At 51.5% G+C, this 22,463-nt stretch carries 23 protein-coding genes and 9 tRNA genes; 16 read left to right on the top strand and 16 right to left on the bottom strand.

Annotated features, from left to right (window positions below; all coding sequences use genetic code 11):
* Window positions 1-189: 189 nt before the first annotated feature.
* Window positions 190-915 (bottom strand): hypothetical protein, encoded by a 726-nt coding sequence (locus FAES_RS20425; RefSeq protein WP_041258228.1) that lies wholly within the window; start codon window positions 913-915, stop codon window positions 190-192.
* Between the two features lie 517 nt (window positions 916-1,432).
* On the opposite strand from FAES_RS20425, the gene FAES_RS20420 reads away from it, so the two are divergent.
* The gene (locus tag FAES_RS20420; RefSeq protein ID WP_015333093.1) at window positions 1,433-1,834 is read left to right on the top strand and encodes a hypothetical protein; all 402 of its coding nucleotides are present in this window, start codon (window positions 1,433-1,435) and stop codon (window positions 1,832-1,834) included.
* Between the two features lie 19 nt (window positions 1,835-1,853).
* Window positions 1,854-2,621, top strand: coding sequence for a hypothetical protein (locus FAES_RS20415; protein ID WP_041258227.1), 768 nt, complete (start codon window positions 1,854-1,856; stop codon window positions 2,619-2,621).
* Here FAES_RS20415 and FAES_RS20410 read toward each other — a convergent pair.
* The 11 genes from FAES_RS20410 to FAES_RS20360 form a co-directional block, all read right to left on the bottom strand.
* Window positions 2,615-2,944 (bottom strand): hypothetical protein, encoded by a 330-nt coding sequence (locus FAES_RS20410; protein ID WP_229364511.1) that lies wholly within the window; start codon window positions 2,942-2,944, stop codon window positions 2,615-2,617. The genes FAES_RS20415 and FAES_RS20410 overlap by 7 nt on opposite strands.
* A gap of 2 nt (window positions 2,945-2,946) precedes the next feature.
* On the bottom strand, window positions 2,947-5,850 hold the full coding sequence (locus FAES_RS29205) for a tape measure protein (protein WP_015333092.1): 2,904 nt from the start codon (window positions 5,848-5,850) through the stop codon (window positions 2,947-2,949).
* 328 nt (window positions 5,851-6,178) lie between these two features.
* Window positions 6,179-6,619: a hypothetical protein gene (locus tag FAES_RS20400; RefSeq protein WP_015333091.1), complete on the bottom strand. Its 441-nt coding sequence runs from the start codon at window positions 6,617-6,619 to the stop codon at window positions 6,179-6,181.
* 58 nt (window positions 6,620-6,677) lie between these two features.
* On the bottom strand, window positions 6,678-7,109 hold the full coding sequence (locus FAES_RS29200) for a phage tail tube protein (RefSeq protein ID WP_015333090.1): 432 nt from the start codon (window positions 7,107-7,109) through the stop codon (window positions 6,678-6,680).
* Between the two features lie 34 nt (window positions 7,110-7,143).
* On the bottom strand, window positions 7,144-7,581 hold the full coding sequence (locus FAES_RS20390; RefSeq protein WP_015333089.1) for a hypothetical protein: 438 nt from the start codon (window positions 7,579-7,581) through the stop codon (window positions 7,144-7,146).
* The gene (locus tag FAES_RS29195; protein ID WP_015333088.1) at window positions 7,578-7,997 is read right to left on the bottom strand and encodes an HK97-gp10 family putative phage morphogenesis protein; all 420 of its coding nucleotides are present in this window, start codon (window positions 7,995-7,997) and stop codon (window positions 7,578-7,580) included. Before FAES_RS29195 ends, FAES_RS20390 begins: the two co-directional genes overlap by 4 nt.
* Window positions 7,994-8,329: a phage head completion protein gene (locus FAES_RS20380; RefSeq protein WP_015333087.1), complete on the bottom strand. Its 336-nt coding sequence runs from the start codon at window positions 8,327-8,329 to the stop codon at window positions 7,994-7,996. The genes FAES_RS29195 and FAES_RS20380 overlap by 4 nt, the downstream gene beginning before the upstream one ends.
* The gene (locus FAES_RS20375) at window positions 8,329-8,823 is read right to left on the bottom strand and encodes a hypothetical protein (protein WP_015333086.1); all 495 of its coding nucleotides are present in this window, start codon (window positions 8,821-8,823) and stop codon (window positions 8,329-8,331) included. The genes FAES_RS20380 and FAES_RS20375 overlap by 1 nt, the downstream gene beginning before the upstream one ends.
* Complete coding sequence (locus FAES_RS20370; RefSeq protein WP_015333085.1) at window positions 8,823-9,290, bottom strand: hypothetical protein; 468 nt, start codon at window positions 9,288-9,290, stop codon at window positions 8,823-8,825. The genes FAES_RS20375 and FAES_RS20370 overlap by 1 nt, the downstream gene beginning before the upstream one ends.
* A 95-nt stretch (window positions 9,291-9,385) precedes the next feature.
* On the bottom strand, window positions 9,386-10,819 hold the full coding sequence (locus FAES_RS20365; RefSeq protein WP_015333084.1) for a phage major capsid protein: 1,434 nt from the start codon (window positions 10,817-10,819) through the stop codon (window positions 9,386-9,388).
* Between the two features lie 61 nt (window positions 10,820-10,880).
* Window positions 10,881-11,624 (bottom strand): HK97 family phage prohead protease, encoded by a 744-nt coding sequence (locus tag FAES_RS20360; RefSeq protein ID WP_041258224.1) that lies wholly within the window; start codon window positions 11,622-11,624, stop codon window positions 10,881-10,883.
* Window positions 11,625-11,749: 125 nt separating this feature from the next.
* Here FAES_RS20360 and FAES_RS20355 point away from each other — a divergent pair.
* The 13 genes from FAES_RS20355 to FAES_RS20290 all read left to right on the top strand — a co-directional run bounded on the left by FAES_RS20355 (window position 11,750) and on the right by FAES_RS20290 (window position 18,832).
* Window positions 11,750-11,825: transfer RNA gene (locus tag FAES_RS20355), tRNA-Met, on the top strand.
* A 158-nt stretch (window positions 11,826-11,983) separates the two neighbouring features.
* Window positions 11,984-12,059 (top strand) — tRNA-Thr (locus tag FAES_RS20350).
* A gap of 201 nt (window positions 12,060-12,260) precedes the next feature.
* Window positions 12,261-12,336 (top strand) — tRNA-Gly (locus FAES_RS20345).
* A 216-nt stretch (window positions 12,337-12,552) separates the two neighbouring features.
* Window positions 12,553-12,624: transfer RNA gene (locus FAES_RS30180), tRNA-Glu, on the top strand.
* Window positions 12,625-13,187: 563 nt separating this feature from the next.
* Window positions 13,188-13,264, top strand: a tRNA-Ala gene (locus FAES_RS20335).
* Between the two features lie 28 nt (window positions 13,265-13,292).
* A tRNA-Ile gene (locus FAES_RS20330) sits at window positions 13,293-13,369 on the top strand.
* A 7-nt stretch (window positions 13,370-13,376) separates the two neighbouring features.
* Window positions 13,377-13,441, top strand: a tRNA-Ser gene (locus FAES_RS20325).
* 65 nt (window positions 13,442-13,506) lie between these two features.
* Window positions 13,507-13,604, top strand: a tRNA-OTHER gene (locus tag FAES_RS20320).
* A 169-nt stretch (window positions 13,605-13,773) separates the two neighbouring features.
* Window positions 13,774-15,294, top strand: coding sequence for a TROVE domain-containing protein (locus FAES_RS20315; protein WP_015333082.1), 1,521 nt, complete (start codon window positions 13,774-13,776; stop codon window positions 15,292-15,294).
* Between the two features lie 136 nt (window positions 15,295-15,430).
* Window positions 15,431-15,504: transfer RNA gene (locus FAES_RS20310), tRNA-Arg, on the top strand.
* A gap of 126 nt (window positions 15,505-15,630) precedes the next feature.
* The gene (locus tag FAES_RS20305) at window positions 15,631-16,245 is read left to right on the top strand and encodes a TerD family protein (RefSeq protein ID WP_041258222.1); all 615 of its coding nucleotides are present in this window, start codon (window positions 15,631-15,633) and stop codon (window positions 16,243-16,245) included.
* 78 nt (window positions 16,246-16,323) lie between these two features.
* On the top strand, window positions 16,324-17,340 hold the full coding sequence (locus tag FAES_RS20300) for a TerC family protein (protein WP_015333080.1): 1,017 nt from the start codon (window positions 16,324-16,326) through the stop codon (window positions 17,338-17,340).
* 1,003 nt (window positions 17,341-18,343) lie between these two features.
* Entirely contained in the window at window positions 18,344-18,832 is a 489-nt protein-coding gene (locus FAES_RS20290) for a hypothetical protein (protein ID WP_041258220.1), read from the top strand.
* 563 nt (window positions 18,833-19,395) lie between these two features.
* Here FAES_RS20290 and FAES_RS20280 read toward each other — a convergent pair.
* From FAES_RS20280 to FAES_RS20275, 3 genes are all read right to left on the bottom strand, one after another.
* Complete coding sequence (locus FAES_RS20280) at window positions 19,396-19,704, bottom strand: hypothetical protein (RefSeq protein ID WP_148289421.1); 309 nt, start codon at window positions 19,702-19,704, stop codon at window positions 19,396-19,398.
* A 55-nt stretch (window positions 19,705-19,759) separates the two neighbouring features.
* Window positions 19,760-19,966 (bottom strand): hypothetical protein, encoded by a 207-nt coding sequence (locus FAES_RS30175; protein ID WP_148289420.1) that lies wholly within the window; start codon window positions 19,964-19,966, stop codon window positions 19,760-19,762.
* A gap of 246 nt (window positions 19,967-20,212) precedes the next feature.
* Window positions 20,213-20,689, bottom strand: coding sequence for a hypothetical protein (locus tag FAES_RS20275; RefSeq protein ID WP_015333078.1), 477 nt, complete (start codon window positions 20,687-20,689; stop codon window positions 20,213-20,215).
* Window positions 20,690-20,919: 230 nt separating this feature from the next.
* Here FAES_RS20275 and FAES_RS20270 point away from each other — a divergent pair, with 230 nt between their 5' ends.
* Window positions 20,920-21,267, top strand: a complete 348-nt coding sequence (locus tag FAES_RS20270; protein WP_041258217.1) for a hypothetical protein — start codon at window positions 20,920-20,922, stop codon at window positions 21,265-21,267.
* On the opposite strand, the gene FAES_RS20265 is transcribed toward FAES_RS20270, so the two are convergent.
* Window positions 21,264-22,424: a phage exclusion protein Lit family protein gene (locus FAES_RS20265; RefSeq protein ID WP_015333077.1), complete on the bottom strand. Its 1,161-nt coding sequence runs from the start codon at window positions 22,422-22,424 to the stop codon at window positions 21,264-21,266. The genes FAES_RS20270 and FAES_RS20265 overlap by 4 nt on opposite strands.
* Between the last annotated feature and the right edge of the window lie 39 nt (window positions 22,425-22,463).

The raw sequence follows: 22,463 nt of genomic DNA, 5'->3' as shown, positions 1-22,463 counted from the left end.
AGTAGTCCCGATGGTGGCAGCAAGGACACTATACAGCAAAGCCCCTTGCAGTGCTACGAGGGGCTTTGCTGGGATATCAAAAACGGAGTGCCTAACGACCTATGCAAGGACTTATCGCAGTTATATCAATAGTTATAATTCATCGAATTAGTGTCCATTTGAATCCGTGCACCTCAACTTAAGGTTAGATCAAAAGTACTTCGGCGTTTTAATGCCCTTCGATTTTTTCACCCGCTCTTGTGGCTCCAAGCGCTGCTTAGGTGGGGCGTCGAACAGCGCAATACCTTTGCGAAAGGCTTTTGCCTTATCAGTTAACCAGTAGTAGCTCACCGGCTCAGGGTCAGACTCGTTGGCGGTGACTTGAGTCACCCGGAAGGCTTTCACCCCTGAAGCGCCCATCAGCCGCATCGCTGCTTGATCAACGTGGGCTTGCACGACCAGTGGACCACCGATGGTATGGAATCGCTTCTTGAGCGGTAGGGCAAGGGGCGTTTCGTTTGCCTCTCTATAAAGGCTAAGTCCGGGAAGTATCAGGAGACTAGCCGTATCGGGTACGTCGTATTTGATCTGAGGTGACCAGCGAATAAACGTCAGCAAGGTATCTCCTTCGCTGGCCGATAGAATAACATCGTAGGCGGGTAGTCGATTTAGTTGGGCTAGTCGGTAGCTGACCGGGTCGTTTGAATAAGCAATCGCATCAGCGATCAACTCGGTCTGCTTATAGCCAATCGTCATCGTCCTGGTCGCTACGCCGGTGAACGGATCAATAATCGTTTTAATATAGGGACGATAGCCGCAACCATTCATGCCAAATGCCAGCAGGTACATAACAAGGAAAGGAGGCTTCTTCCAGTCTGAGCGATAAACAGGGAAATTGTGCCAGACGAGGTGGCGGAAGGATAGAATTCGTGGCATAGATAGGTTGACTAATTAAGTTTCCAAATATCGGATATGGTTAACTTTAAAAGCAGGCTGCCTTATCATCTGCTTTATCAAAAAATGGTAAAGCAGATGATAAGGCAGCCGGATTGGTTTATCAAAAAATGGTAAAGCAGATGATAAAGCAGTTCTGTTGGTTTATCAATTTTTGATAGAGCAACTGATAAAGCAAGGCGGTTTGCTTTGTCAAAAATTGATAAGGCGCGGCGAGTTGTCTTATTATATATAAAACATTTAAGACATTACACACACACTATTATGTCTTGGAGAAGGGGTATATGTGTTGAGCGTCGGATAGAAAAAGCAACTACGCGTAACTAAAATGCGTTACGTTTCTACTGCGTGACGTCCAATACATCACAGCAGAGCAAGTGCTCTGCTGTGATGTATTGGACGTGAGCTAACCTGCGGTTTATTAGACGGTTAGTGTCACAAACCGGGAAAAGTTGCTACTTTACGCAACAACAGCCACGCCAGTGCCTTAGGAAGCGTAATGAATCGAAACATCCGGCTTATTCAATGGTTCTTTTTCACAGTTGTATTTGGGGCGTTGCCGTTATTGATTCGGATGCTTTTGTATAAAAGCTCGACGAGGCTGGAAGGTGACTACGTGCTCAACCTGGTAGACATTGTCACATTTGGGCTCGTGCTGAACGTGACCAACATCAATGAACTGGAGACGCGCCGCCTGATGCCTGACGGGCTGAAGGCGGCTTACAAAGGGTACAGCATAGTGGCGGTCGTTTTTTTGGCCGCTTTTCTTGGCATAGCCTATGTTGCAGATTTAGATAAGTCCAACGTTCTGGGTTTCAGCGCGCATAACATGGTCAATTACGCGTTAGTCCTGAGCGTGGTATCCTGCATTCTTAGTTTTTCTGTGGTTTGGCGTACGTAGCCAATAAATCCAGTACGGTATGCTTCAAATCGGTTTTGACATAGTATTCACAAGCCTGTGTGGGCTCATGCTCCTGGCGGCTTATCGAAATATATTCCATCAGAACGGCAGTGATTTCGCGCCTGCTGCTGTAGATCCTGTACCTAGTCAAAAAGAGACGCCAGCCGATCCAAGTTGGTCGGCTTATGGTGTCGATCTGAATAAGTTTTACACTCAGTATTTATGTGGACAGTGGGATGAGCATTATTCAACAACTCAGAAAGGCTCACTGGTTGTTGCCGGGAAGGTGGGGAATACTGTCATCTGGGACATGTCTGATCAAGGCCTTGACATGTTAATGCACGATCACGCCGAAGTCCTGCGCCGTGGGTCAGGCGACGAAGCGACAACCAGCCTGATGAAGCTATACCTGATCCATAAGGCAACAGGTGAACGGTTGAATACAGTAAATTCAACCATTGCTGATTCCATGCTTTCGGTGAAGCATCCGGCAGCCCCAGATTGGTGGACTCTTGTCGACCGGCATATTGCTCATTTGAGGTCGGGCTATTTTGCGCCGATTCCCAGCCAATTTCTGGCGTCATTAAATACGAAAGCGGCGTATCGGCTGACCGACTTAAGTGCTCGGATTCTTCTGGCTAACGATAATCTGGTACTACGGTCTGACTTGATCGACGAATACCACGACCTGTTGAAAGCCGTATTTGCCGAGCAACCCCGTACTACCCCATATTCGAGGCCAGGAGAAGTAGTCGCGCAAAGACCTAGTCCAGTGGTGCATCAATAGGCCTGAGCAATTTGTTCGCCGACAGACCGAACCGCCGGGTCCACATTAGGGGCATTACTTAACACGACCATATAGATTACCCCATTAATCACGTGTTCAGCGCCCGTTTCATCGAGACCGACTTTGGTAACCCGATAACCAATAGCGGGAGTAAGCCCGGTCACCTCATTCCCATCAATCAGAGTCAGCTCAGCCCGGATACCATCAGGGGCAAGTCGTAAGGTTGCAACCCCTATTTGGAGGGCATCCACCATAACGGGTACGGATTTGGGAAAGCTCAAGTGCGTGTCCTGTGCTTCGACTAACAGGTCAAGTGTTTGCATCATTATAGGTCCCTTCCGAAGGATTTACGATCAAGTTCATCGCTTTGAATCGAATAGTATAGATCGCCGCTACGAATACGGGTGGTTGACTTGAATTTAAACGTGTCATTGCCGGTGCTGTTCCCGCCCGGCATAGCAGCTTTGAGGTGATTCGTGTTTAGGGCCGATCCCATACTATTTCGCACGTCGTATTGTATCTGGGATGCATTTAGACGGCTTGATGTGGGTAAGCGTTTGCCCTGATTGAGGCTGTTAAGAAATGGCACACCTACTTTACGAACGGCATCTGCTTTGACGACAAACTCGCCATTAGAGAGCCAGGCCGGAATACTATCGGATGTTTCCGAGCCTTCGCCCAACACGTGACCACCAGTCGCGTAGCCTTTGCTTTTCCGACTGGGGCCCGCCGCTTTTAATGCGATACCGCCGGCTAACATGGCGCCACCGACAGCCATCTTCTGTCCCCCGGTGAGTGCAAGAGCCTGCAGACCGGGAACTGCCGCTCCGAGCAGTTCGAGGCCACCCGTGATGGTTAACGAAGTACCCAGTTGTATCAGGTACTCACTGAGCATGTCCTTGATGCCCTGAAGCGCTTTCTTTAACGGCTCATCATTGCCCTGGTTGATCGAGTCAGCCAGGCCTGAGAAGAACTGGTTACCCACCTGGGGAAGGGCGCTCTGAGCGAAGTCGGTCCCCAACTGCGCCATTCCTTCCAGTAAGTTACTGAAATCGTTGGCCTTCTGACGCAGGACATCGTTGGCCGCGTCGGTACCTGCGGTAACTTCCTGATCCAACGCCCTGGCTCCGACCGATACCGATTTGAAAATATCCTGCAGAAAGCCGGGTAACTTCTTAAATCGGGTACGGCTTTCTTCATACCGCCGAAGGACCTCATTGGTTTGCTCCGCCTTCAGTTCGTAAGCCTCGGTGTTGACACCACGTTTGCCGTTTTCAAGTGTACCCAGCGGGGTGGCGAGCCTTGGCGTATTGGGGTCCTTCTCACGATCGCCCCGAGTTAGCCCACCCGATCCGGTGATGTTGAGACCGGTTAGTTTATCGAGGAAATCAAGCTCTTTACGAAGTTCTTTAACCTCCTCTTTGGCCTCTTTAAGCGATTTGCGGAGCGCTTCTGTGCGCTGGCGTTGAGTAGTGCCCTGCCAATCTTGGCCCGCAAGGGGCTTATCGGCCGTGCCATTCTGAATCGCGGTAAAGAGTTTATCTTCCTCCCGCTTCAGCATCGCCTCCATTGCAGCAACAGAGCCAAGCCGGCTAATCGACTCCGATTTTACCTTCGTTTCCTTGTCGCCGTATTTCTTCTTGTCGCCGAGTGCGAGTTGCTGTTTCAGGACAGACAGGCGGGCCTGCTCCTCTTTTGTTAACTCTTTGCTGACCGAACGAAGCCCTTTCTGCTTATCGAGCAGCGCATCGTATTCTTTCTCTTTGGTTTTGAAGTCTTCGGCATAGCCTACAACGGGCTTTGGCAAATTGGCAGCCGCCCGCCGATTTTGTACTTCGACCTTTTGGGTATCTACCGCCAGTTTGTAGATAGTGCCTAGATAGTCGGAGACCTCTTTCAGTGAGGCTATATCTTGGCTCAATTGAGCCGATGGGAATAACGAGCCGCCTAGGTTTGCAGCCTGCTGACGGGCTACGCTCGCTTCAAGCTGCTTTTTCTGTTGGCTAGCACGGGTAATCTCATTGAGTTGAGCCGTTGGTGACAACCCTCCGAAGGCGTCAATCTTGGCGGCCTTCTGCTGGGCTTTATTTAGTCCTGGGTTACCAATCAGCATGAACGGATTTGAGGCGATCCTGAACAGTTCACCCCATGAACGATCAGCAACCAGTTGCCGAACGCCCCTGAGCATATCAGCTAACCCGCCCGTCATTTTGCCAAAAAACGAGTCAATACCAGCGGTCTTACTGAACTCGCCGATCAGCAAGAATATCTGATTTTGTAATCGGTTAAAGCCGCCCGCCATTGAGTTAGCGTTCTTCTCGGCACCTTCGGCCGTTTTCGCTAACTCAGCAGCAAACTTGGGTAATACGGTGGTTGCCGCCAATTCACCTTTCTGCATCATTTCCCCCAGTTTGGCGGTGGTGACGCCCAGTGCCCTGGCGAGGATTTGAGTAGCGCCGGGAACTGCTTCCGCGAGCTGATTCGTCATCTCCTCGGCGGTGATTCGGCCCTTACTTAACATCTGGGTAAGTGCCAGCAAAGCTTTTTCAGTGCGCTGGGTAGACAGCCCCATTTTAGCTGATCGGGCTGTGACGGCCTCGAAAATGGCGTCAGTCTGCCTGCCAGCAAGGGTTGTGCCCTCAGATGCTGCTTTAAGGCCCGCATACGAATCGGCCAACTTCTGTATATTTAGTCCATAGCGGTCGGCAATACGGTCAGTGAATGCCATAGAATTGGCATAGTCAGCCTGCGAGGTTGCCACACCCTGCAACTTCCGGTCCATCTGGTCAAATTCGACCATAGCCGTAAAGCCTTTGCGAGCAATGGCAATAGCCGTACCGATACCGACCATCCCACTCGCGTAGGAGGTGAGCGAGGATATAGCCCCTGTCGAGGGTTGGGGCAATTCCATCCCCAATCCTTTAAGCTGGTTGATCTTAGTCCGGGTTTGATCGATTTCCCGGTTCAGCTTGACAATCGTACTACTGTCGATTGATAGGTCGCGCTTGAGCGTGAGTTGATCAAGTTTCAACTTGAGCCCTTCGATACTCTGCGTAACTCGACCTGCTGTTCGGGCTGCTGCATTACCGAACCCCGAATCGAACCGACTTCCCGCCCGGTCACCCAAGCCCACGAATTGGTTCAATAGGCTTACGGCCCTGTTTATAACACGCTCAAAACCGGACAGATTACCATCTATGCCGACTGACAATTGTGCAGCTTCGTTCATAATCAGGTGCGCGGGGTGAAGGCACGGGAGGTGGGGGTGCCTGAGTTTTCCAACCGGGTGATTTCCCGATCCAGGGCGTCAAAAAATGCGTCGTTACTGGCCGCTTGGCGAGAAAGTGGTATACCGGTTTTGTCAGACGGCAAGGGCCATAGTTCCTCCTCATCCAGGCGCCGACCTGTCGAGTTAGCCAGATAGATCATGTAAACGACCTTCCGAAAATGTCGTGCACTAGCTTCTACTTCGCTCTGACGACTACGTGAATACCCGTTCAGCGCATCCACGTAATCACACCAGGCGAAATCACTATAGAATTGATCCGGTGTAAGCCCTAGGGTTCCGAACGCCGTTTGTTTGACTTCGCGCCATTGCTCGATGGCGCTTCGGCGTTTGGGTCAGATTCGGCTTCGGTTATCTCCTCTACTTCGGTTTGCTTATCCAGTTCGGCCTGGATTTTGGCCGCCCAGTCATTAAAGTCTTCGCCAACAAGCGATGAGAAAAAGCAGATAGTCAAGCTTTCAAGATCATCCGAACTCATGTTCTCGATTAGCTCACTTGCTTGACTATCTGTCAATTGCTTGTCGTTAGCCTGAGCGTACCCAGCTTTGACCATTTCCAGGGATGCTTTTAGCTGGGTGCTCCCTTGAAAGGCAGCAACGACAGACTGAACGTCAGGCGATGAGCCTGTTGCAATATTGAATTGACTAAGAGCGAGAACTCCGAACGCGAACTTGTTTTTATCAAGCTCTTTTACATATTTTTTAATAGCCATTAGAAGAGGTGCTCTCGCAGTCTAATTAGACCACGAGAGCGTTGAGTAGTGAGAAAGGTTAAGCGACAACGGTAGTTGTTGGCTGGCCGGTGACACGAAGCGTGATCGAATACATCGCCCCGTTTTCCTGTTGCAGTTTGAGGTCGAACTTGGTCATGACGGCAAAGAATTCGCGAGACCGCGTACCGCTCAGTGCCGACTCAATAGCCCATTTGTAGGCGTTGGGTGAGTCGTAGATGTCATCCATAACCGCTTCTGAGACTTCACCGACGACAGGGTTTGTTTCCACGAACGCATCAAAGGTCACTTCCGCATTTTTGCGGCCGGAAAGGAACTCAGCCCACTGGCCGCTCTGCTTACTCGAAACCTCGATCTCGGCTTTACCCCGGTTGAAGGATAAATCAGTTTGCCGAGCAACAACTTTTTTTACTGGAGTAGGGGTGCCTGTGTAGACGGAAACCCGAACGTCTGAGGCATTAATAGCGGACATAAGAATGGTAGGTTAGTGAGTGAATGGGTTCTGGCTAATTGCCGGGGGTGAGCTGGTGAGAAAGGCGGATGATCCGGCGAACCAGCGTGTCGGTACCGGTCGTCTGATTGGGTAGGGGACGGACCCCTTCGAGGCGCGAGCGCCAGATCGTGTAGCCGGGCACCACGAGGGCGCACTGGCCGAAAGCGGGGAACAGCAGGTTTTGGATAGCCGCCACCAGCGCGTCGCAGGGGATGTCGGAAATCACCCCGGACCGAAGCCGGGTCACGCAGTCGAGCGTGATCGGTACGAAGTCGTTAGGGGCGGTTTTGTCGGCCCGGTTGAGCGTTTCGCCCCGTTGCAGAATCACGTAGTTGCCCGTCTGCCCATTTGGGGCCTGACCAGACCAGACCGGCACCGCCACACTATCCAGGGTCAGATTGGCCAGCAGGTTGATGTATGCGGTTTGTAGGAGTGGGCCCGGATCAGTCATCGCAGGATTCTGGGAAGGAGGCGTTTGATTTCGTCGAGGTAGCGCTGGCGGTGGACCAGGTAGGCCGGAATCAGGAAGGGGCGGGCGGGCAGGTTGACGGTTTTGAGGCCTTTGCCTTTGAAGCGGGCTGCCAGATCACCGAAGCCAGCCGGGATGTCGACCGAACCGCCGGTACCGAATTCGATGTAGGGCCAGTGGTCAGCGTCGGCGATCAGAAAGAAGCCCAGCCCGCCATTGGTTAGCTCGAAGCGGATCGATGACCGGAGTTCGCCGGTTTCAACCGGTGCCCGGTCGCGGGCGTCGTCGCGCATGGCCACGGCGGTGTCGGCGGTCGTCTGCCGTAGCTCGGCTTTGATCTTCGGAGCCAGTGAGAGCAGGTACCGACTCAGCGTGGGGACACCGTTGACCTTGATCATACCTCGGTGGCGATGAGCCGGATTTTCGTCCGGCTGTTGTCGAGGTACGTCCACTCGTTGATCGTCAGCTCGCCGCCCAGCCAGTCGATGGTATGGCCGGCAACGGGTAGGTAGGCGGGATCGTGCCAGCACTCGATAACGTACTGTCGCTTGAGTGTCAACCGGGCTCCGGTTTCGTCACGGCCGCCCCGGTAGGGTTCGATCGACGCCACACGCTCGGCCAGGGTCGTCACGGTACCGATCTGCCCACCATGCCCATCCGGTTGCGGATTGGCTACGCCTTTGAAGGCGATGGGCTGGTTATAGCTGGTGAGTGGTTTCGCCTTTGCCATCAGTCCGCCCAGGTTTTGCGCCCAAGCGCGCCGATCGTGCTCATCCAGTCACGCGTGCCGCCATCGAACCGATTCGCTGCCCGCTCCAGCACGGCACTGATCAGGGGGAAGGGCGTCGAGCCGAAGCTTGTCCAGCCAGCCTGGTAGCTGACCGTACCCGGACCGATACCGGTCAGAAGCGGAAACGACTCGGCCGTCGCGGTCCAGCCCTGGGGCAGTGCCGGCGCGGTCGAAGCCGTAACGGGTCCCTGGTTCAGGCGGTAGTCGACCAGACCCGCTTCAAACGTCAGCGTGATCGTCGCCGGACCGAGAAAATGGCCCGAGAACTGCTCGACTTCCGCAATCGCCGTTTTCAGATGACGCGTCAGCTCAACGTCGTGTACGCCGATACTCCCCAGCTTCAGCAAGGCTCGAAGCTCACTCAGGTAATCGACCGTAGGGACGTTGCCCGTGCGGTCGATGCGAATAGCGGGAGTATCGGCGTAATCGAACATTACTTCGTTTGTACAGCGGCTTTGTCTTCCTTCGTCTGGCGTTTGGCACCAGCCGTTTCGGTTTTCTGCTTAGCCTGTTCTACTTTGGCTTCTTTCGTATCCATGTCGGCGTTGTCATCCGTGGCTTCTACGTTCTCTTGCTCACCGTCGAGCTGATGCTCGGTTTTGGCCTCGGCGACCTCGGACGGGGTCGGGGCTACGGGCTCGATGGCGCCGTCAGGACCCGTGCTGTTGCGGATCTCCGCTTCGGTGGCGTCTTTGTGCACCGGCTGATCACCCATGCCCGATTCGTTGCGAACGATTTCCTGCTCAGGGGTCGCGGTCGGGTTCGTTAGCTTGCTAGGAGCCAGCTTGAAGCAGCCGCCCTTTAGCAGCTCTGCCCCGTATTCGTCAGATACCGTTACGGTATCCCCTTCGTTGGCGACTCCGTACGAGCCGGTTTGTCGCTCTAATGCAATCAGATTCATAGCGTTAGCTGTTTGGTGAACTGGTACCCTTTCGCCCGAAAAGCCCGCCTGCAACGTGCGCAGGCGGGCTCTCGGCTGGGGGGTCCGATGGTCGCTTACGGCGCGGTAATCGCGGTGATGACGGCAGCGAACGTGCCTTTCACGAAGGCCTTCAAATCCGGCGTTTTCACGCGGAAAATGGCCCGGGTCGAACCGGCGATCGTGTAGAGGTCTTTCAGACCGTCGTCTTCGTTTTGGTCGAAGAACTTCAGGTTCAGCTGGCGACGGATGAAGAGTTTGGCCTTCTTCATGTCGCCGATCAGGAAGTTGTCTTCCGCGATCCGGTTCGATACGACCAGGCGCACGCCGTTGATCACGACGCCGTTCTGAGTCATGAAGGGCACGAGCACGTACTGACCTGTCGAGTCTTTCGTGGTCAACAGGTTGGCCATCGTGCTCGGGTTGATCAGGATGTGGCTCGGCGTGAAGTTGGCTTTCTGCAACACCAGGATGACGGCCACGATGGCGTCGTAGATGCTGGGAGCCGCCTGCTTTTTGAAGCCGGTCGGGAAGGCGAAGGCAGTGGCCTGCGTGAACAGCCCTTTGTGGTTCTGGCCCACGCCATCACCCGTCAGCAGCTGGTTTTCCAGCGCGACACCGATCGAGTTAGAGCCCGTCTGGATCTCTTCGATGATTTCGGACTGAACGAATTCAACGTCTTCCAGCATCTCTTCCGAGATTTTAGCATAAGCCGCTGTTTTCTTCGACGTTGCCGACACCGTGTCGTACTTCGTCGAGATTTGCGGGAACATGGCCCCTTCCGCCGTTTGGCCCGCCCCGCCTTCCAACAGGATACGTTCCGCCCACTGAATCGTGTGCGAATCGGTGAAGCCAACCTCGATGAGGTCCGTCAGGAACAAGGGGGTCGTGGGGTCTTTGGCCACGCCGGGTTCCATCTCGATACCACGGAGCATGGTGATGGCGTTGGCGTTAGCCAGGGCGTAGCTCGACAGCATCGTCGATACGGCCTTGAGGTCGATGTCGACTTCGGCACCGTCCCGTTTGGGCAGGTTCTTCAGCTTGCCATCTTTGGCAACTTCCGATTTCAGCCGTTTCATCCCCTCTTCAATCTGCTGGGGGATCGATTTGCGGGCAGCGGGTTTTTCCTCCTGGTGGCGCTTCGACTGAATCAAGACTTCGTCGATCGAGTCCTGCATTTTCTTCAGGTCGTCGTCGATACCCTGTTTGATCGCGTCGATATCTTCCTTCGAGGCTTTCTTGTCAGTAGCGTTCTGAATTTCTTCGAGTTGCTTCTTGACGCTCTCCTTCAGGCCTGTGACGCCCTTCTCGACTTCTTTTTTGAATTGGTCGAGTACTTCGGATTCTTTCTCGAAGAGCAGTGCTGCCTTCTCGAAAAGCCATTGACCAGGTCGCTGGGGCAGGTGCCCTGCCAGCGAAAACGATAGGCCGGATGTCCCATCGAACGGCCGGCCGAAGCCAACCAGAAACAGCAGCGATGCGAAGAGCAACGCGAACAGTTCGTAGTGCATGATAAAGTAGTGAATGGTTAGAGAATCGGGTACGCGTACTAGGTCAAGTAGTCCTATGGAGCTAGTTCCACTTGAATAAATCCCCCACGAAGTCGTTGTCGGTCAGGCTCTTGATGAGCGAGTCGGTGTTGTCGCCGTCCGGCTGAGTGGTCGATTCCGGCTCAGTGGTTTCGGTCTCCGATTTCTCGTCTCGGGCTTTCAGAATGACGTCAATGGCGTCACGCTGTTCCTTGAGTTTCAGGAAGGTTTCGTCTGTGAACGTGCCGTTTTTGAGGGCGATGTCCAGTAAATGCTGTGAGTGTTGTAAGTCGGCCAGCGACTTCATGCCGGTCAGCGGCGTGTATTGGTTCGCGCCCCAGCCGCGCAGGGATGACCCTTCGTACAGCTTGAGTTCGAGCAATTCGTAGGCGTTGGCTGCTTTGTCCCAGTTGCCCTTCATCACCGAGTAGCCGATGCTGTGTTCGGTGATCAGGCCTGACTCGACCATTTTGAGAAAGTCGATGCCCAAATCGTGTGAACCGATCTTCGATTCGTAATACAGCCCCTGGGTGTCTTCCTTGAGTTCGATCAGTTTGCCCAGCGCCAGCGACAGCGTGTGGTCAAGCAGGTGTTTGATGCGGGGCTGGGATGAGGCGGGGCCTTGCTCTGCAATCGTCTTGGCAAAAGCTCCTTGACGAATGATGTCGCGGTCGGAGTCCAGCGTATTGAACGAGGCGAAGTAGCCCGTGACGATGCCCAGCTTCGTGTCGGCGTCCTTGACGGAGCCAACGAAGTACCCTTTTTTGGTTTTGTGCTGCAGGACCACGGCAAATTGGATTAGATGCCGCAAAACTGCCTAGGCGATAGGGGGGAGAGGCTAAACTATATTTAGTTTTTAAGAGCAATAAATTGTTCTCGATAGCAATTCATTGATTATACTTGCAACCAGATAGCGGGGTGGAGCAGTTGGTAGCTTGCTGGGCTCATAACCCAGAGGTCACGGGTTCAAGTCCCGTCCCCGCCACCAAGGTTGAGTTAAGTGCCGGCCCGGCGTTTTTAAGGGTTTTACGCCGGGCCATTTTTTCTACTCCTATGGCTTTCGTCTTCGGATTTGTTCTCGGTGTTGTCGCAGGGGTCGTCGGAATCCTGATCTGGCTCGGCAAGGGGACGTTCAATAAGTAACAAGCTTCTGTAGCTCAACTGGTAGAGCAGCCGCTTTGTAAGCGGCCGGTTGTGGGTTCAAGTCCTATCTGAAGCTCCATCGTAGATGCTGTGGTGAAATTGGTAGACACGAATCCCGGTCTGATCAGCTGGGAGGTTACCACGGGTCGAAGGCTAGAGTGGGCGCTCGGGTGGTTGGTTGGAAGCCGAACAACCATCAGAATCCGGAACGGGTAGCGCCACCCCCCTTGGGTGCAGGTTCGAGCCCTGCCAGTATCGCGGTGAGTATTTAGTATAGTAAGCGGGTGTAGCTCATGTGGTAGAGCGACTGCCTTCCAAGCAGTAGGCGGACAGTTCGAGCCTGTTCATCCGCTCCAGGTTAGTGCCGTAGTGTTGGGTTACTTCGCTCATAACGAAATCTGCACCACAATCGCGGATTCAACCACCTAATACGCTTGTCGCCTAGCCACGACAACCCATGCCGGGGAGGGGTACGAACCGGGGGCCAGCACGAGGCTCGTCAATGCCGTACGGAGTAGTGTATGTGTTCGTGAGGCGGAGGCGATCCCGAAGAGGGAGGCCCGACCGCCAACCACCGGTTCGGCTATCGGCTAGGCCATCATCCTTTCACGGTGAGGAGACGGGTTCGATTCCCGTACCGGTGACAAGAGTAAAGAATGGGCTCGTAGTTCAGTTGGCTAGAACGCTTGCCTTGCAAGCAGGTTTTGCTAGATAAGTGGCTGAATTTCAGGGAGTAATTAGTAAGTGTCTCGCAGTTATTTTGTATATTGCGAGACTATGGAAAGGATTTGTAGCAAGTGCAAAGAGCCCAAAGCTGAAGCGCAGTTTTCCTTGCGCAATAAGGTTACGGGCAAGCGTCATAGCGTTTGTAAACAGTGCCAATCGGTTCATTCGAGAAAGTATTACGAGAATAACACCGAGAAGCACAAGGCAAACGCTTACAGGCTGAACAAGCAATGTCGAGACAGGAACAGTCAATATGTCATTGACTACCTATCAACACATTCTTGTGTAGACTGTGGTGAAAGTGACCCTGTCGTCTTGGAATTCGATCACCTTGATCAGACCACCAAACGAGAAGCCATCAGTAACCTGGTACGGAGTGGGGTGTCACTGCAAACCCTGCAAACCGAGATCGATAAGTGCGAAATCCGATGCGCTAACTGTCATCGCAGGAAGACAGCTAAACAACTCGGATGGAAAATATGGGCGAGTAGCTTAGATGGCTAAAGCACCCGCCTTGCAAGCGGAAGACCCCCGGTTCAAGTCCGGGCTTGTCCACCAGTAGTACCGAGTGACTATATAAGAGTGCGTGGTAATAGCTCAGTTGGTTAGAGCACCAGCCTGATAAGTTGGAGGCCCGAGGTTCAAATCCTTGTTATCACACCATACCAGTGCCGTAGAAGCGGGTTACTTCGATTGGTAATCGAGAGGTCGCGGGTTCGAATCCCGTTGGGGGCGTAGCCTTCATAGCTCAGTGGGTTAGAGCGCTAAATTCTCCCGCTTCGCCTGTTGCCTGGTGTTTTGTATCGGTAGCTCAGTTGGTAGAGCGGTCAGGCTCATGCGGTTAGGGTACACGGATTCACCTGACAGGTCGCTGGTTCGAGTCCAGCCCGGTTCTCCACAGGAAATCGGCCGGTTTCCTGGCGTTAGTGTCGTAGAAGTGGGATACTTCGCAGCCATCCTTTGCGCCTGGGCCTGACGGGCCCTGCCTCCCCGCTTCGTCTGTTACCTGACGCATTTTTTAGTGTCGCCCCGTTACCGCCGATGCGGGGCAGTATAAAACCAATCGGATGCGTTTCAACACTACCCCGACCGGGACGGCCCCGGACACGCTCAACCACGAAGGCGCATCGGCGTATTCGGTGCCCGCTGAGCTGGAGTTATACTCCGCCGTCGTGACCACGCTGCTGGCCGACGTTACTTACGAGAAAGCGGATGAGCGGCTAACCCGGATCGTCAATCTCGCCAACCAAGTTTCCCCGTTGTTTCTGGCCAAACTGGCTGTTTACGCCCGCGAACAAATGTACCTGCGCACGGCTCCGATCGTGTTATTGGGTACGTTGGCGATGCGCCACAACGGTGATGACCTGGTCAGCCGCACCATCGCCCGGGTGATTCAACGCCCTGACGAGATTACTGAACTGCTGGCTTACTATCAGGCGGCCAATGGGCGGTCTGGTACCAAGAAGCTGAATAAGCTCTCGAAGCAGTTGCAGAAAGGGCTGGCAGCAGCGTTTAACCGGTTCGACGAGTACCAGCTGGCGAAGTACAACCGGAAAGCGGACATCACCCTGCGGGACGCTCTGTTTCTGGTGCACCCCAGAGCCAAGGACGCGGCCCAGCAGCGGGTATTCGACAAACTGGTGAAGGGTACGTTGCAAACGCCCTACACGTGGGAAACCGAGCTAAGCGCGTTGGGCCAACAAGCGCATGACAGCCCTGAAGCGAAACAGGAAGCCACCCGCGAAAAGTGGCATGAGTTGATCGACAGCCGTAAAACGGGCTACATGGCCCTGCTGCGGAACCTGCGCAATATGCTCGAAGCCGGCATCGATGCGGCTCACCTCAAAACGGTCTCCGTCACGCTCGCCAACGAGCAGGCCGTCCGAAAGGCGCGGCAGCTACCGTTCCGCTACCTGGCGGCGTACCGCGAGTTGAAAAAGCTCCAGTCGCCGTACCTCAGCTACCTCGGCGAAACGCTGGAAACCGCCCTGCAGGCCAGCGTAAACAACCTACGCGGCTTCGAGATCGATACGCGGGTGGTGATCGCCTGTGACGTATCGGGTTCGATGCGCAAAGCGATATCAGAGAACAGCACAATCCAGAATTACGACATCGGTCTACTGTTAGGTATGCTGCTGCATGGTAAATGCGCTAACGTGCTGGCAGGCGTGTTTGGCGATCGCTGGGCGACGATCTCGCTGATGAGCAAGGGCGTGCTGACCAACATCGAGCTGCTTGACCGGCTACAGAACCAAGTGGGTTATTCGACCAACGGGTATCTGGTTTTGAAAGACCTGATCGAGCGCCGGCACCAGGCTGACAAAGTCATGATCTTTACTGACTGTCAGCTTTGGGATTCGTCTGGCTATAACCAATCAATGGCCACCTACTGGGTGCGGTATAAGCAGCTGTTCCCAAAAGCCAAACTGTACCTGTTCGATCTGGCCGGCTACGGTACCAGTCCGGTACAAGTCATGGCGGCGGACGTCTACCTCATCGCGGGCTGGTCCGACAAGATTTTCGACGTGCTGGGCGACATCGAGCAGGGTGGTACCGTGCTGGATACGATTCACGAAATAAGCCTGTAAGGGCAAACGACATACAGACCGGTGCCGTAGGAACGGGCTACTTCGCAAGTTCGATTCTTGTCCCCCGCCCAGCTTTTACCCCTGGGGGCCGCCCATTGGGGGCACATCCTGAACCGCTTGTTGCCCGGTCTGTTTTGAGCGGCTAGTTCAATTGGATAGAACGTCTGATTACGGATCAGTTGGCTGGGGGTTCGAGTCCCTCGCTGCTCACAATTTTTTCAATGATGGACGCGCCGTGGACCGTTACCAGCTGCCCTGAGAATAGACGTACCCCTGCCATGTGGTCCGATGGCAGGGCTTTTTAGTGCCCAATTTTCACATTCAACAAATAGTGTCATGTACAAATTAGAGAAAGGAGAAAACATCGCGCTCCTTAAAGAAGGTGATGCCGGTGCCGAAAAGATCAAAATAGGTCTGGGCTGGAAAGAAGGTGCCTTCGACATCGACGTGTATGGCTTGGTCGTCAATGCGTCAGACAGTAAGGGCCTAACCCTTGAAAACACGTACTACTTCGGAAACGTCGACGGTAAAGGCACCTCATCGAATACGGCCTACGGTGGCATCCTGGTGAACCAGCAGGCCGTAAACGACCGAATTCTGCAAACCCAGCCGATCGCTATTACTAAAGACAACCTGACGGGTAAGGGTGCTGGCGATGACGAGGTGCTGTACATCAACGCCAACAACCTGCCTAAAGACAAGAAGATCATTGTCGCACTCATCATCTACAAAGCGGCCGAGCGCCGGCAGAACTTTGGTCAGGTTGAGGACGCGTATTGCCGTTTCCCGGGGGATGGCGAAGATATTCAGTATGACCTCGCTGAAGAGTTCTCGAAGCAGACCGGCGTAGTCATGTGCGAATTCTACTGGAAAGGCGACCAGCTGAAGGGTAAAGCCATCGGGCGGGGCTTCATCGGCGACCTCAACACGATTGCGGCCGACTACCGATGAGTACGATCTCATACGGGTTGCAACTGGTGCTAACTGGTTGCAACCCGTTGATTTTTTCACCCAACTAGTCTTAACACTATGGAAGTATTACTTCAAATTATCACCGCCCTGGCGACCGTTGTCTTTCTGGAAGGCCTGCTTTCCGTCGACAACGCGTTGGTGATAAGCATGATCGCTCAGAAGGCTCGCCCAGCCGATCGGAATAAAGTCGTGAATTTTGGCATGATCGGAGCTATAGGCTTGCGGGTCATTATGCTCCTGTTTGTCTCGGTGATCATGAACAATCCGCATATCGGTGGTATTGCGGTACTGCTTGGCGGTGTGTACTTGATACCGGTAGGCTATAAGCTGATTACGAAGCAGCCAGATTCGACCGAAGAAGGGGAGATACCTGGTTGGGTCGCGTGGCTGATTCGCGTGCTCAGGCTGACGGTGCTGACGGCGACGATCACCGAGGTTATGTTTACCGATCTGGTGTTCTCGATCGATAACCTGTTTGCGGCCGTGGCCATGACGCAAAGTATTAAGGGTACGTTACTGGGTATGCCGTTGTCGATGATCTGCTGTATTCTCGGCGTTGTGCTGGGCATTCTGACCATGAGCCGGATTATCAAGTACGTCATGCAACTCATCCAGCGGTACCCCGCCCTGAATCAATCTGCCGGTGTTGTGATCGTGTTGTTGGGGTTGAAGCTGCTGGTGTCGGCCGCGCTGAAACTGACCGATCCGGAAGCGATCGCTCACCTGGGAGCACTCGGTACGTGGCTGGCTACACTCGCTCCACGGGTCCAACCTTATGCACCGTACCTAGAGTCACATGCCACTGACTTCATATTTAGTGGCGTAACGCTGATCATTTTTCTATGGCCAATAGTCTATCAGCGGTACCAGCGCCACACCGTTGACGGCGAAAATGCCGCCATAATTCAGCAACTCAGGGATGGCCACCTGCCCGCACTGACCGGACAGTCTTTTTCACGGAAAGAGGCGGAACAGATTCTTGACATCCTCAGCAAGCGCGGCCCGGTTGAGCAACAATACTACAAGAATGTGGTAGCGCCACGAGTCAAAGCAGAGCGCACGGTCAAAGCCTAGACCTCGCTATGAAACGGATACGGACACAATCAGAGGTGCAGGCTAATATCGTTCTGTCTTTGACCGAAGCAGAGGCACGGGCCTTGCACACGTTCACATCGTACGGCACAGATGCTTTCCTCAAGTTCTTTTACGAGAATCTAGGAAAACACTACCTACAGCCCCACGAATCCGGTGTACGCTCTCTTTTCGAGACGATCAAAGGGGAGTTACCGGCTCACCTGAACCGGATCGACAAGGCGCGAGAGGCTTTTAAAGAAGCCACCCCCGCATCCAGAAATGGCTTGTAAGCTAATTAAGAGTCCTGGTATAGTCCGGGGTTTTTGTTATAGATGTAGAACGAGCTGAAAGTAACAGCCATTTAGATTGATATAGATTGATCCGTTGTCTTAAAGATGCTAACTGTAACTTTTATAGTAGAAACGAAGGTCTATTGATGCTAAAATGTTGCTTTAATGTTGCAGAAATGATGCAAAAAAGATTGTACTAAAGTTGTACAAACGTTTGTGTGTAATATATTTGTTACAGAAATTCAAAAAGAAGGACCGCCATCCGAAAGGATGACGGCCCATTTTGAACCAACCGTCTAACGACGGGACCGTTTGGGGTACGGAAATCTTTGGCGAGACTGACGTACTATCCCTTCACGGGTAATTACAGACCTTGACACTTTCCGGGGTAATCCCCAGTGGGTTGCAAGGATTTTGAGGCCCATAGCCATAGTCCTATATGGTTTATGAGTTCGACAAAACCGGTTTGGCTTTACTTGAGCCGGACCACTCAAGACTTCCCCGCTAAATCATCCTTGCCCGATGACTTAACGGGGTTGTTTCTTTATAGGCATTCGTAACCGTTGAATGCGCTTAGTGATCGATTTCCCCTATGTCTGTACCGTAAAAGTATACGTAAAATTTCGACAAAAAAACGAGTATTAGGAAAAAATAGGTTATACCTAAGAAAATGTGAGTTATTCTTTGATAAATAGGTCCTAAATCAAGAGGTTATGGAGGAGGAGCTACGAATAATTGACGAAATATTGCCCTTCGTCAGGAGGGGTGAAATCATTACTTTAATGGATTTGGAGGACGTGGAGCTTTATCCGCTTGCAATAGCTAGGGCCAGAGCGTTTGACGTAATCGGCGTGAATCCAGATAAAACACTGTTCCTGACTCGGCGGGGACATGAAGCCTTAGATGCTGGGGGCTTTAAGAAATGGCTGGACGAAAAGCGTCAAAGGGAGGACGCGGTACACCTAGCTACCGTCGATTCATCTACCTCAGCTAAACGATCCGCGTATGCAGCATATGTTTCGGCGGCCATAGCGGGCGTAGCTCTTGTCATTGCCGGGTTGACGTATTGGCAAGGCACTAAGCCTGATCCTGAGATTGAGCGCCTTCAGGATCAGATCGACTCGTTAAGAACGCGCCTTCAAGTGAATGCCCATCGAGAAGTCAAGCCGGCACGGATCAAACCGGGTAGCTTGGGACAATAGTTGGGCTTGCCGTTCGTTAGCTTCGCGTTCCAGCACTACCTGCTCGTCAATACCGGCAAGTAGCTGATTGATCTCATCAACCAGGTGCGGTGGTTGCCCAGGAGCAGAGGATCTAAACTGCTCAGCGGCTGGTAAGAGATATTGCCAAACCGCCGCCCAAGAGGTGAACTCAGGCGGCGGCGCGATACGACGGGATTGGCCAAGCTGATCGACTATGTCATGGGTGTATTGCATGGAATTAGCTCGTTACGCTCTACGGAAGCGATAACCTGTTTGCCCGTTGTGCTTCCTGGAAGATTGTAGGCCGTCAGGATATTGAGCAACCGTTTAACGGTACTCCAGTCCTCACCAGTCATGACGACAAGATTGGTTTCAAACTGCACCTCAATGTTATCACGACCGGGATAAGGCCGAACGGTGGTCTTGTCAATGACTACCTGATTCCGCATATGGGTAGCCAGGTCTCTGACAAAACAATGCTTTGCCCGCTGTTACGCCACACCGTCTGGCATGTTCTCTAGTTCAAACAGCGTAAATCGGCTGTACAACATAGGCGAGATGGGTTAGATGGCCGCTGAAGCAGAAGCGCTTTCGTCGTCTTTTGCGCTTTTTGCAATTTTTGCACTGGGCAAATTGCCCCGTTGTGACTCCCGTGCCTTGGCCGCGACGAGTCGCCGTTTCCGTAGGATCTGGTAGTACCGTTGCTCGAAGACCTCGAAATCGGAGAAACGCCGTCCCCCGCAGATTTTGTCGTGTTCATGAATCCGTTCAGCCCGTTCGTAGGCTGTAGGCAGCGGGTCGCCCATGCTCCGATTGGCCTCGACGATGGCGATGAACTGCTGAATGTCCATCGATGATTTAAAAGCTCCCATAAGTTGATGGAGTAGTTGGAAAGAGGTGTAAAAAGAGGAGGGCTTGAGCACTGAATTAAGAAGGGAGGTATAGATTGTGCCATCGCCCGGGCGGTTGTCCGTTCTGGGCGAGGCGGTACCGCACCAGTGGTCGTTTCAGGCAGTACCGCACGCCCCGGTACGAGTCGATCCTGCCGAAGAAAGTCAGGAGGTAGTACCAGATCGTGCACTGAAACGGTCCGCCGCGCGGCTGCATTTGAATTTTGAGCGGGGTAGATTCCATGGCGTTATTGATAGTGGACGACGCAGCGGCAATTCGGATCGCGATAGCAAACGATTTCACAGATGAAATACTATTGAACAATTTTTCATATGAGTTCAAAATTATGATATATGAAACTTATAATTGCTATTGATGTATACTTTGGACTCAGAATTGTTTTTATTAATACGTATTCATTTATCGCGAAAGAAGCCCGGTAGTCAACCGGGCTTCTTTCGCGATAACTAGTAAGTAGTAACCATAGGCTTACGCTACCACCGCTTTGGGTTTAGGACCGCGTTTCTTACCCGTATACACCGGCTTATCGGCGGGTTCGTCAAACCGTAACTCGTAGCCAGTTACATCCTCTTCGAAGCTAAACGGCACAATGCTGAAGCCGTACTTTTTAGTAGCATAATCAAGGCCGTTCTTTTTCAGGAGTATACCCAGCGATAGTGTGTAACTCTTCGCCGCTTGGGCAAAGGTGAATGTGCCGGACTGCTCTTGGCTAGGGATCATATACAGAACTTTGATCTTACGTTTGCCTTGTTCAGCGCCAATTTTGAAGCGAATTGATAATGGGTCAAAACCGAGTTGTATGACTGATTTCTGAGGAAGCACCAGCTTACCATCCGTTGAGATGTGGCCGGGAGCCTTTACGAGTTTAGGCGCTTTTGATTCGCGTATGGGTTTCGGTTTGGCGTTGTCTTCAGGCGCGAAAAAGCGCAGGTCGATAGATGGCATAATAAACAAAGCGATTAATTTTAATGCAAAAGTACAAATTGGCTGAGTTTGTCATTGATCAGCCACTAATCTTGTAAATACGGAGCAGGGATTCAAACTACAAAGTCGCTGTTTGTAATTAATTCGAACATGCTCCCTTGGATAAGGCTAGAGTTGAAAGACGAGTTTTTCCAAAGGTCTCATGAGTAATTTCTTATTATTGCCAAACTTTCACGTAAAAAACAAAAGACATGCTACACTCTGTAGAAGAAGTTTTGCAGCTTAACAGTGAAACGATTTATGAACAAATCGGTGAGCTAGCCATTCAACATCAGGGCTTGCGAGGTATAGAAATGCCAGAGGAAAAGCGTGAAGTTGGCAAGTCTCTATTTGATGCCTATCAAAGCCAACTTAGAAGTAAAATTTGTAATAATAAAAAACTCATCAAGGTAATGCAGTCTGAAGAGTTGAATACGTCAGTGAACATTGCTAGCCTAATCGTTTCCATCATTAACCCAATTGTAATTCCTGGCTCTGCTGTTCTTATAAGCGTGTTACTTGTGAAATACGGAATTCTGAAATACTGTGAAGTTATCTAGAATTTTCTAGAGTATTGATACGGTTTTAATTCCTTGAGAAGTCGTAGACGGGTTTCCTCTACTCTGATCAACTCCTGAGAAGCTAGGGAGTTACTCGAGAAAATGTTGGGCTTGATATGAGGTGTTATTCCTGATACCTCACAGGTAGCTAGATAATTTTCAATAGCAACTGCGAACTGTTTTTGTACTAAATCAGGATTTCCATTTTTATTCTTTGAAAGAACGTAGAATATACGGAAAACAGAAAGTATTCGGCATTCAGGGCTAGGGTGACAGTTACTACTTGCTAATCCACGGTATTCCCTACAGTCCTGAACAAGGTGGAAGAGCCAAACCAGGGAGTAAAAAATTGTAAAAATAAGATTATCCGTTGATGTTAAAAATGTATCGAATAATTTCATTAGTGTGCCTTTATATTGTAGGTCCCAATAAGAATCAAATAAGAATTCGGCAGCGCCAAGGTCAGCTTCCTGTTCCAATCCTATAATATCGTTATGTAATTGATTACTTGCTGTATTAGTATCATCTAAACTGTACAATGTTTCAAATCCAGAAACTGTATTTTTTAAATAATCTATATGTCCATGATCAATATGAGTCATTTCATGGAAAAATAAAAATTCAACTGCTATGCTAGTCAAAAGCAAAGCATAATCATTTCGGGAGCCTTTCGTGAAAATGTCATCTTTTACGGAGTTTGATAAAATATAAGGTACTGATAATCTTGATAAATCAATTTTCTTATTAATGACGAGATACTTTGATAGCTTTTCAATATCATCAGTTACGTCTACTTTAGGATTTGCAAAGATGATTGGAAAGAATTTATTAGAACTCATCAACCACATGAATAAATTATGACAATAATCATATAAACCTGCATAACATACTATTAAGTATCTGGATTTGTACATTCTCAGTTTTGTAACATAGGCATTCATTTCATTCTTATTTGAAAAAGCTAAGTGAATAGTTATACTGTCGCCATTTCTGGCTAGAATATTTGAAGCATATTTGACATTGGCTTTTAATCCATTGTACTGCTTTTTAAGATATTTGTTTTTTGTGAGCTTAAACGCGGCCTTACTAAGCACATTGCCTGCTCTATTTTCAGCCATATTGATAGCAATGGCTAAATCTAAACCTGTACTTATCATATCATTTACAGTAAGAGATAAGTTTTAGTATGCTCACTG

The sequence above is a fragment of the Fibrella aestuarina BUZ 2 genome, assembly GCF_000331105.1.
GTDB lineage: Bacteria > Bacteroidota > Bacteroidia > Cytophagales > Spirosomataceae > Fibrella > Fibrella aestuarina.
This window is presented reverse-complemented; position numbering and strand designations above follow the sequence as displayed.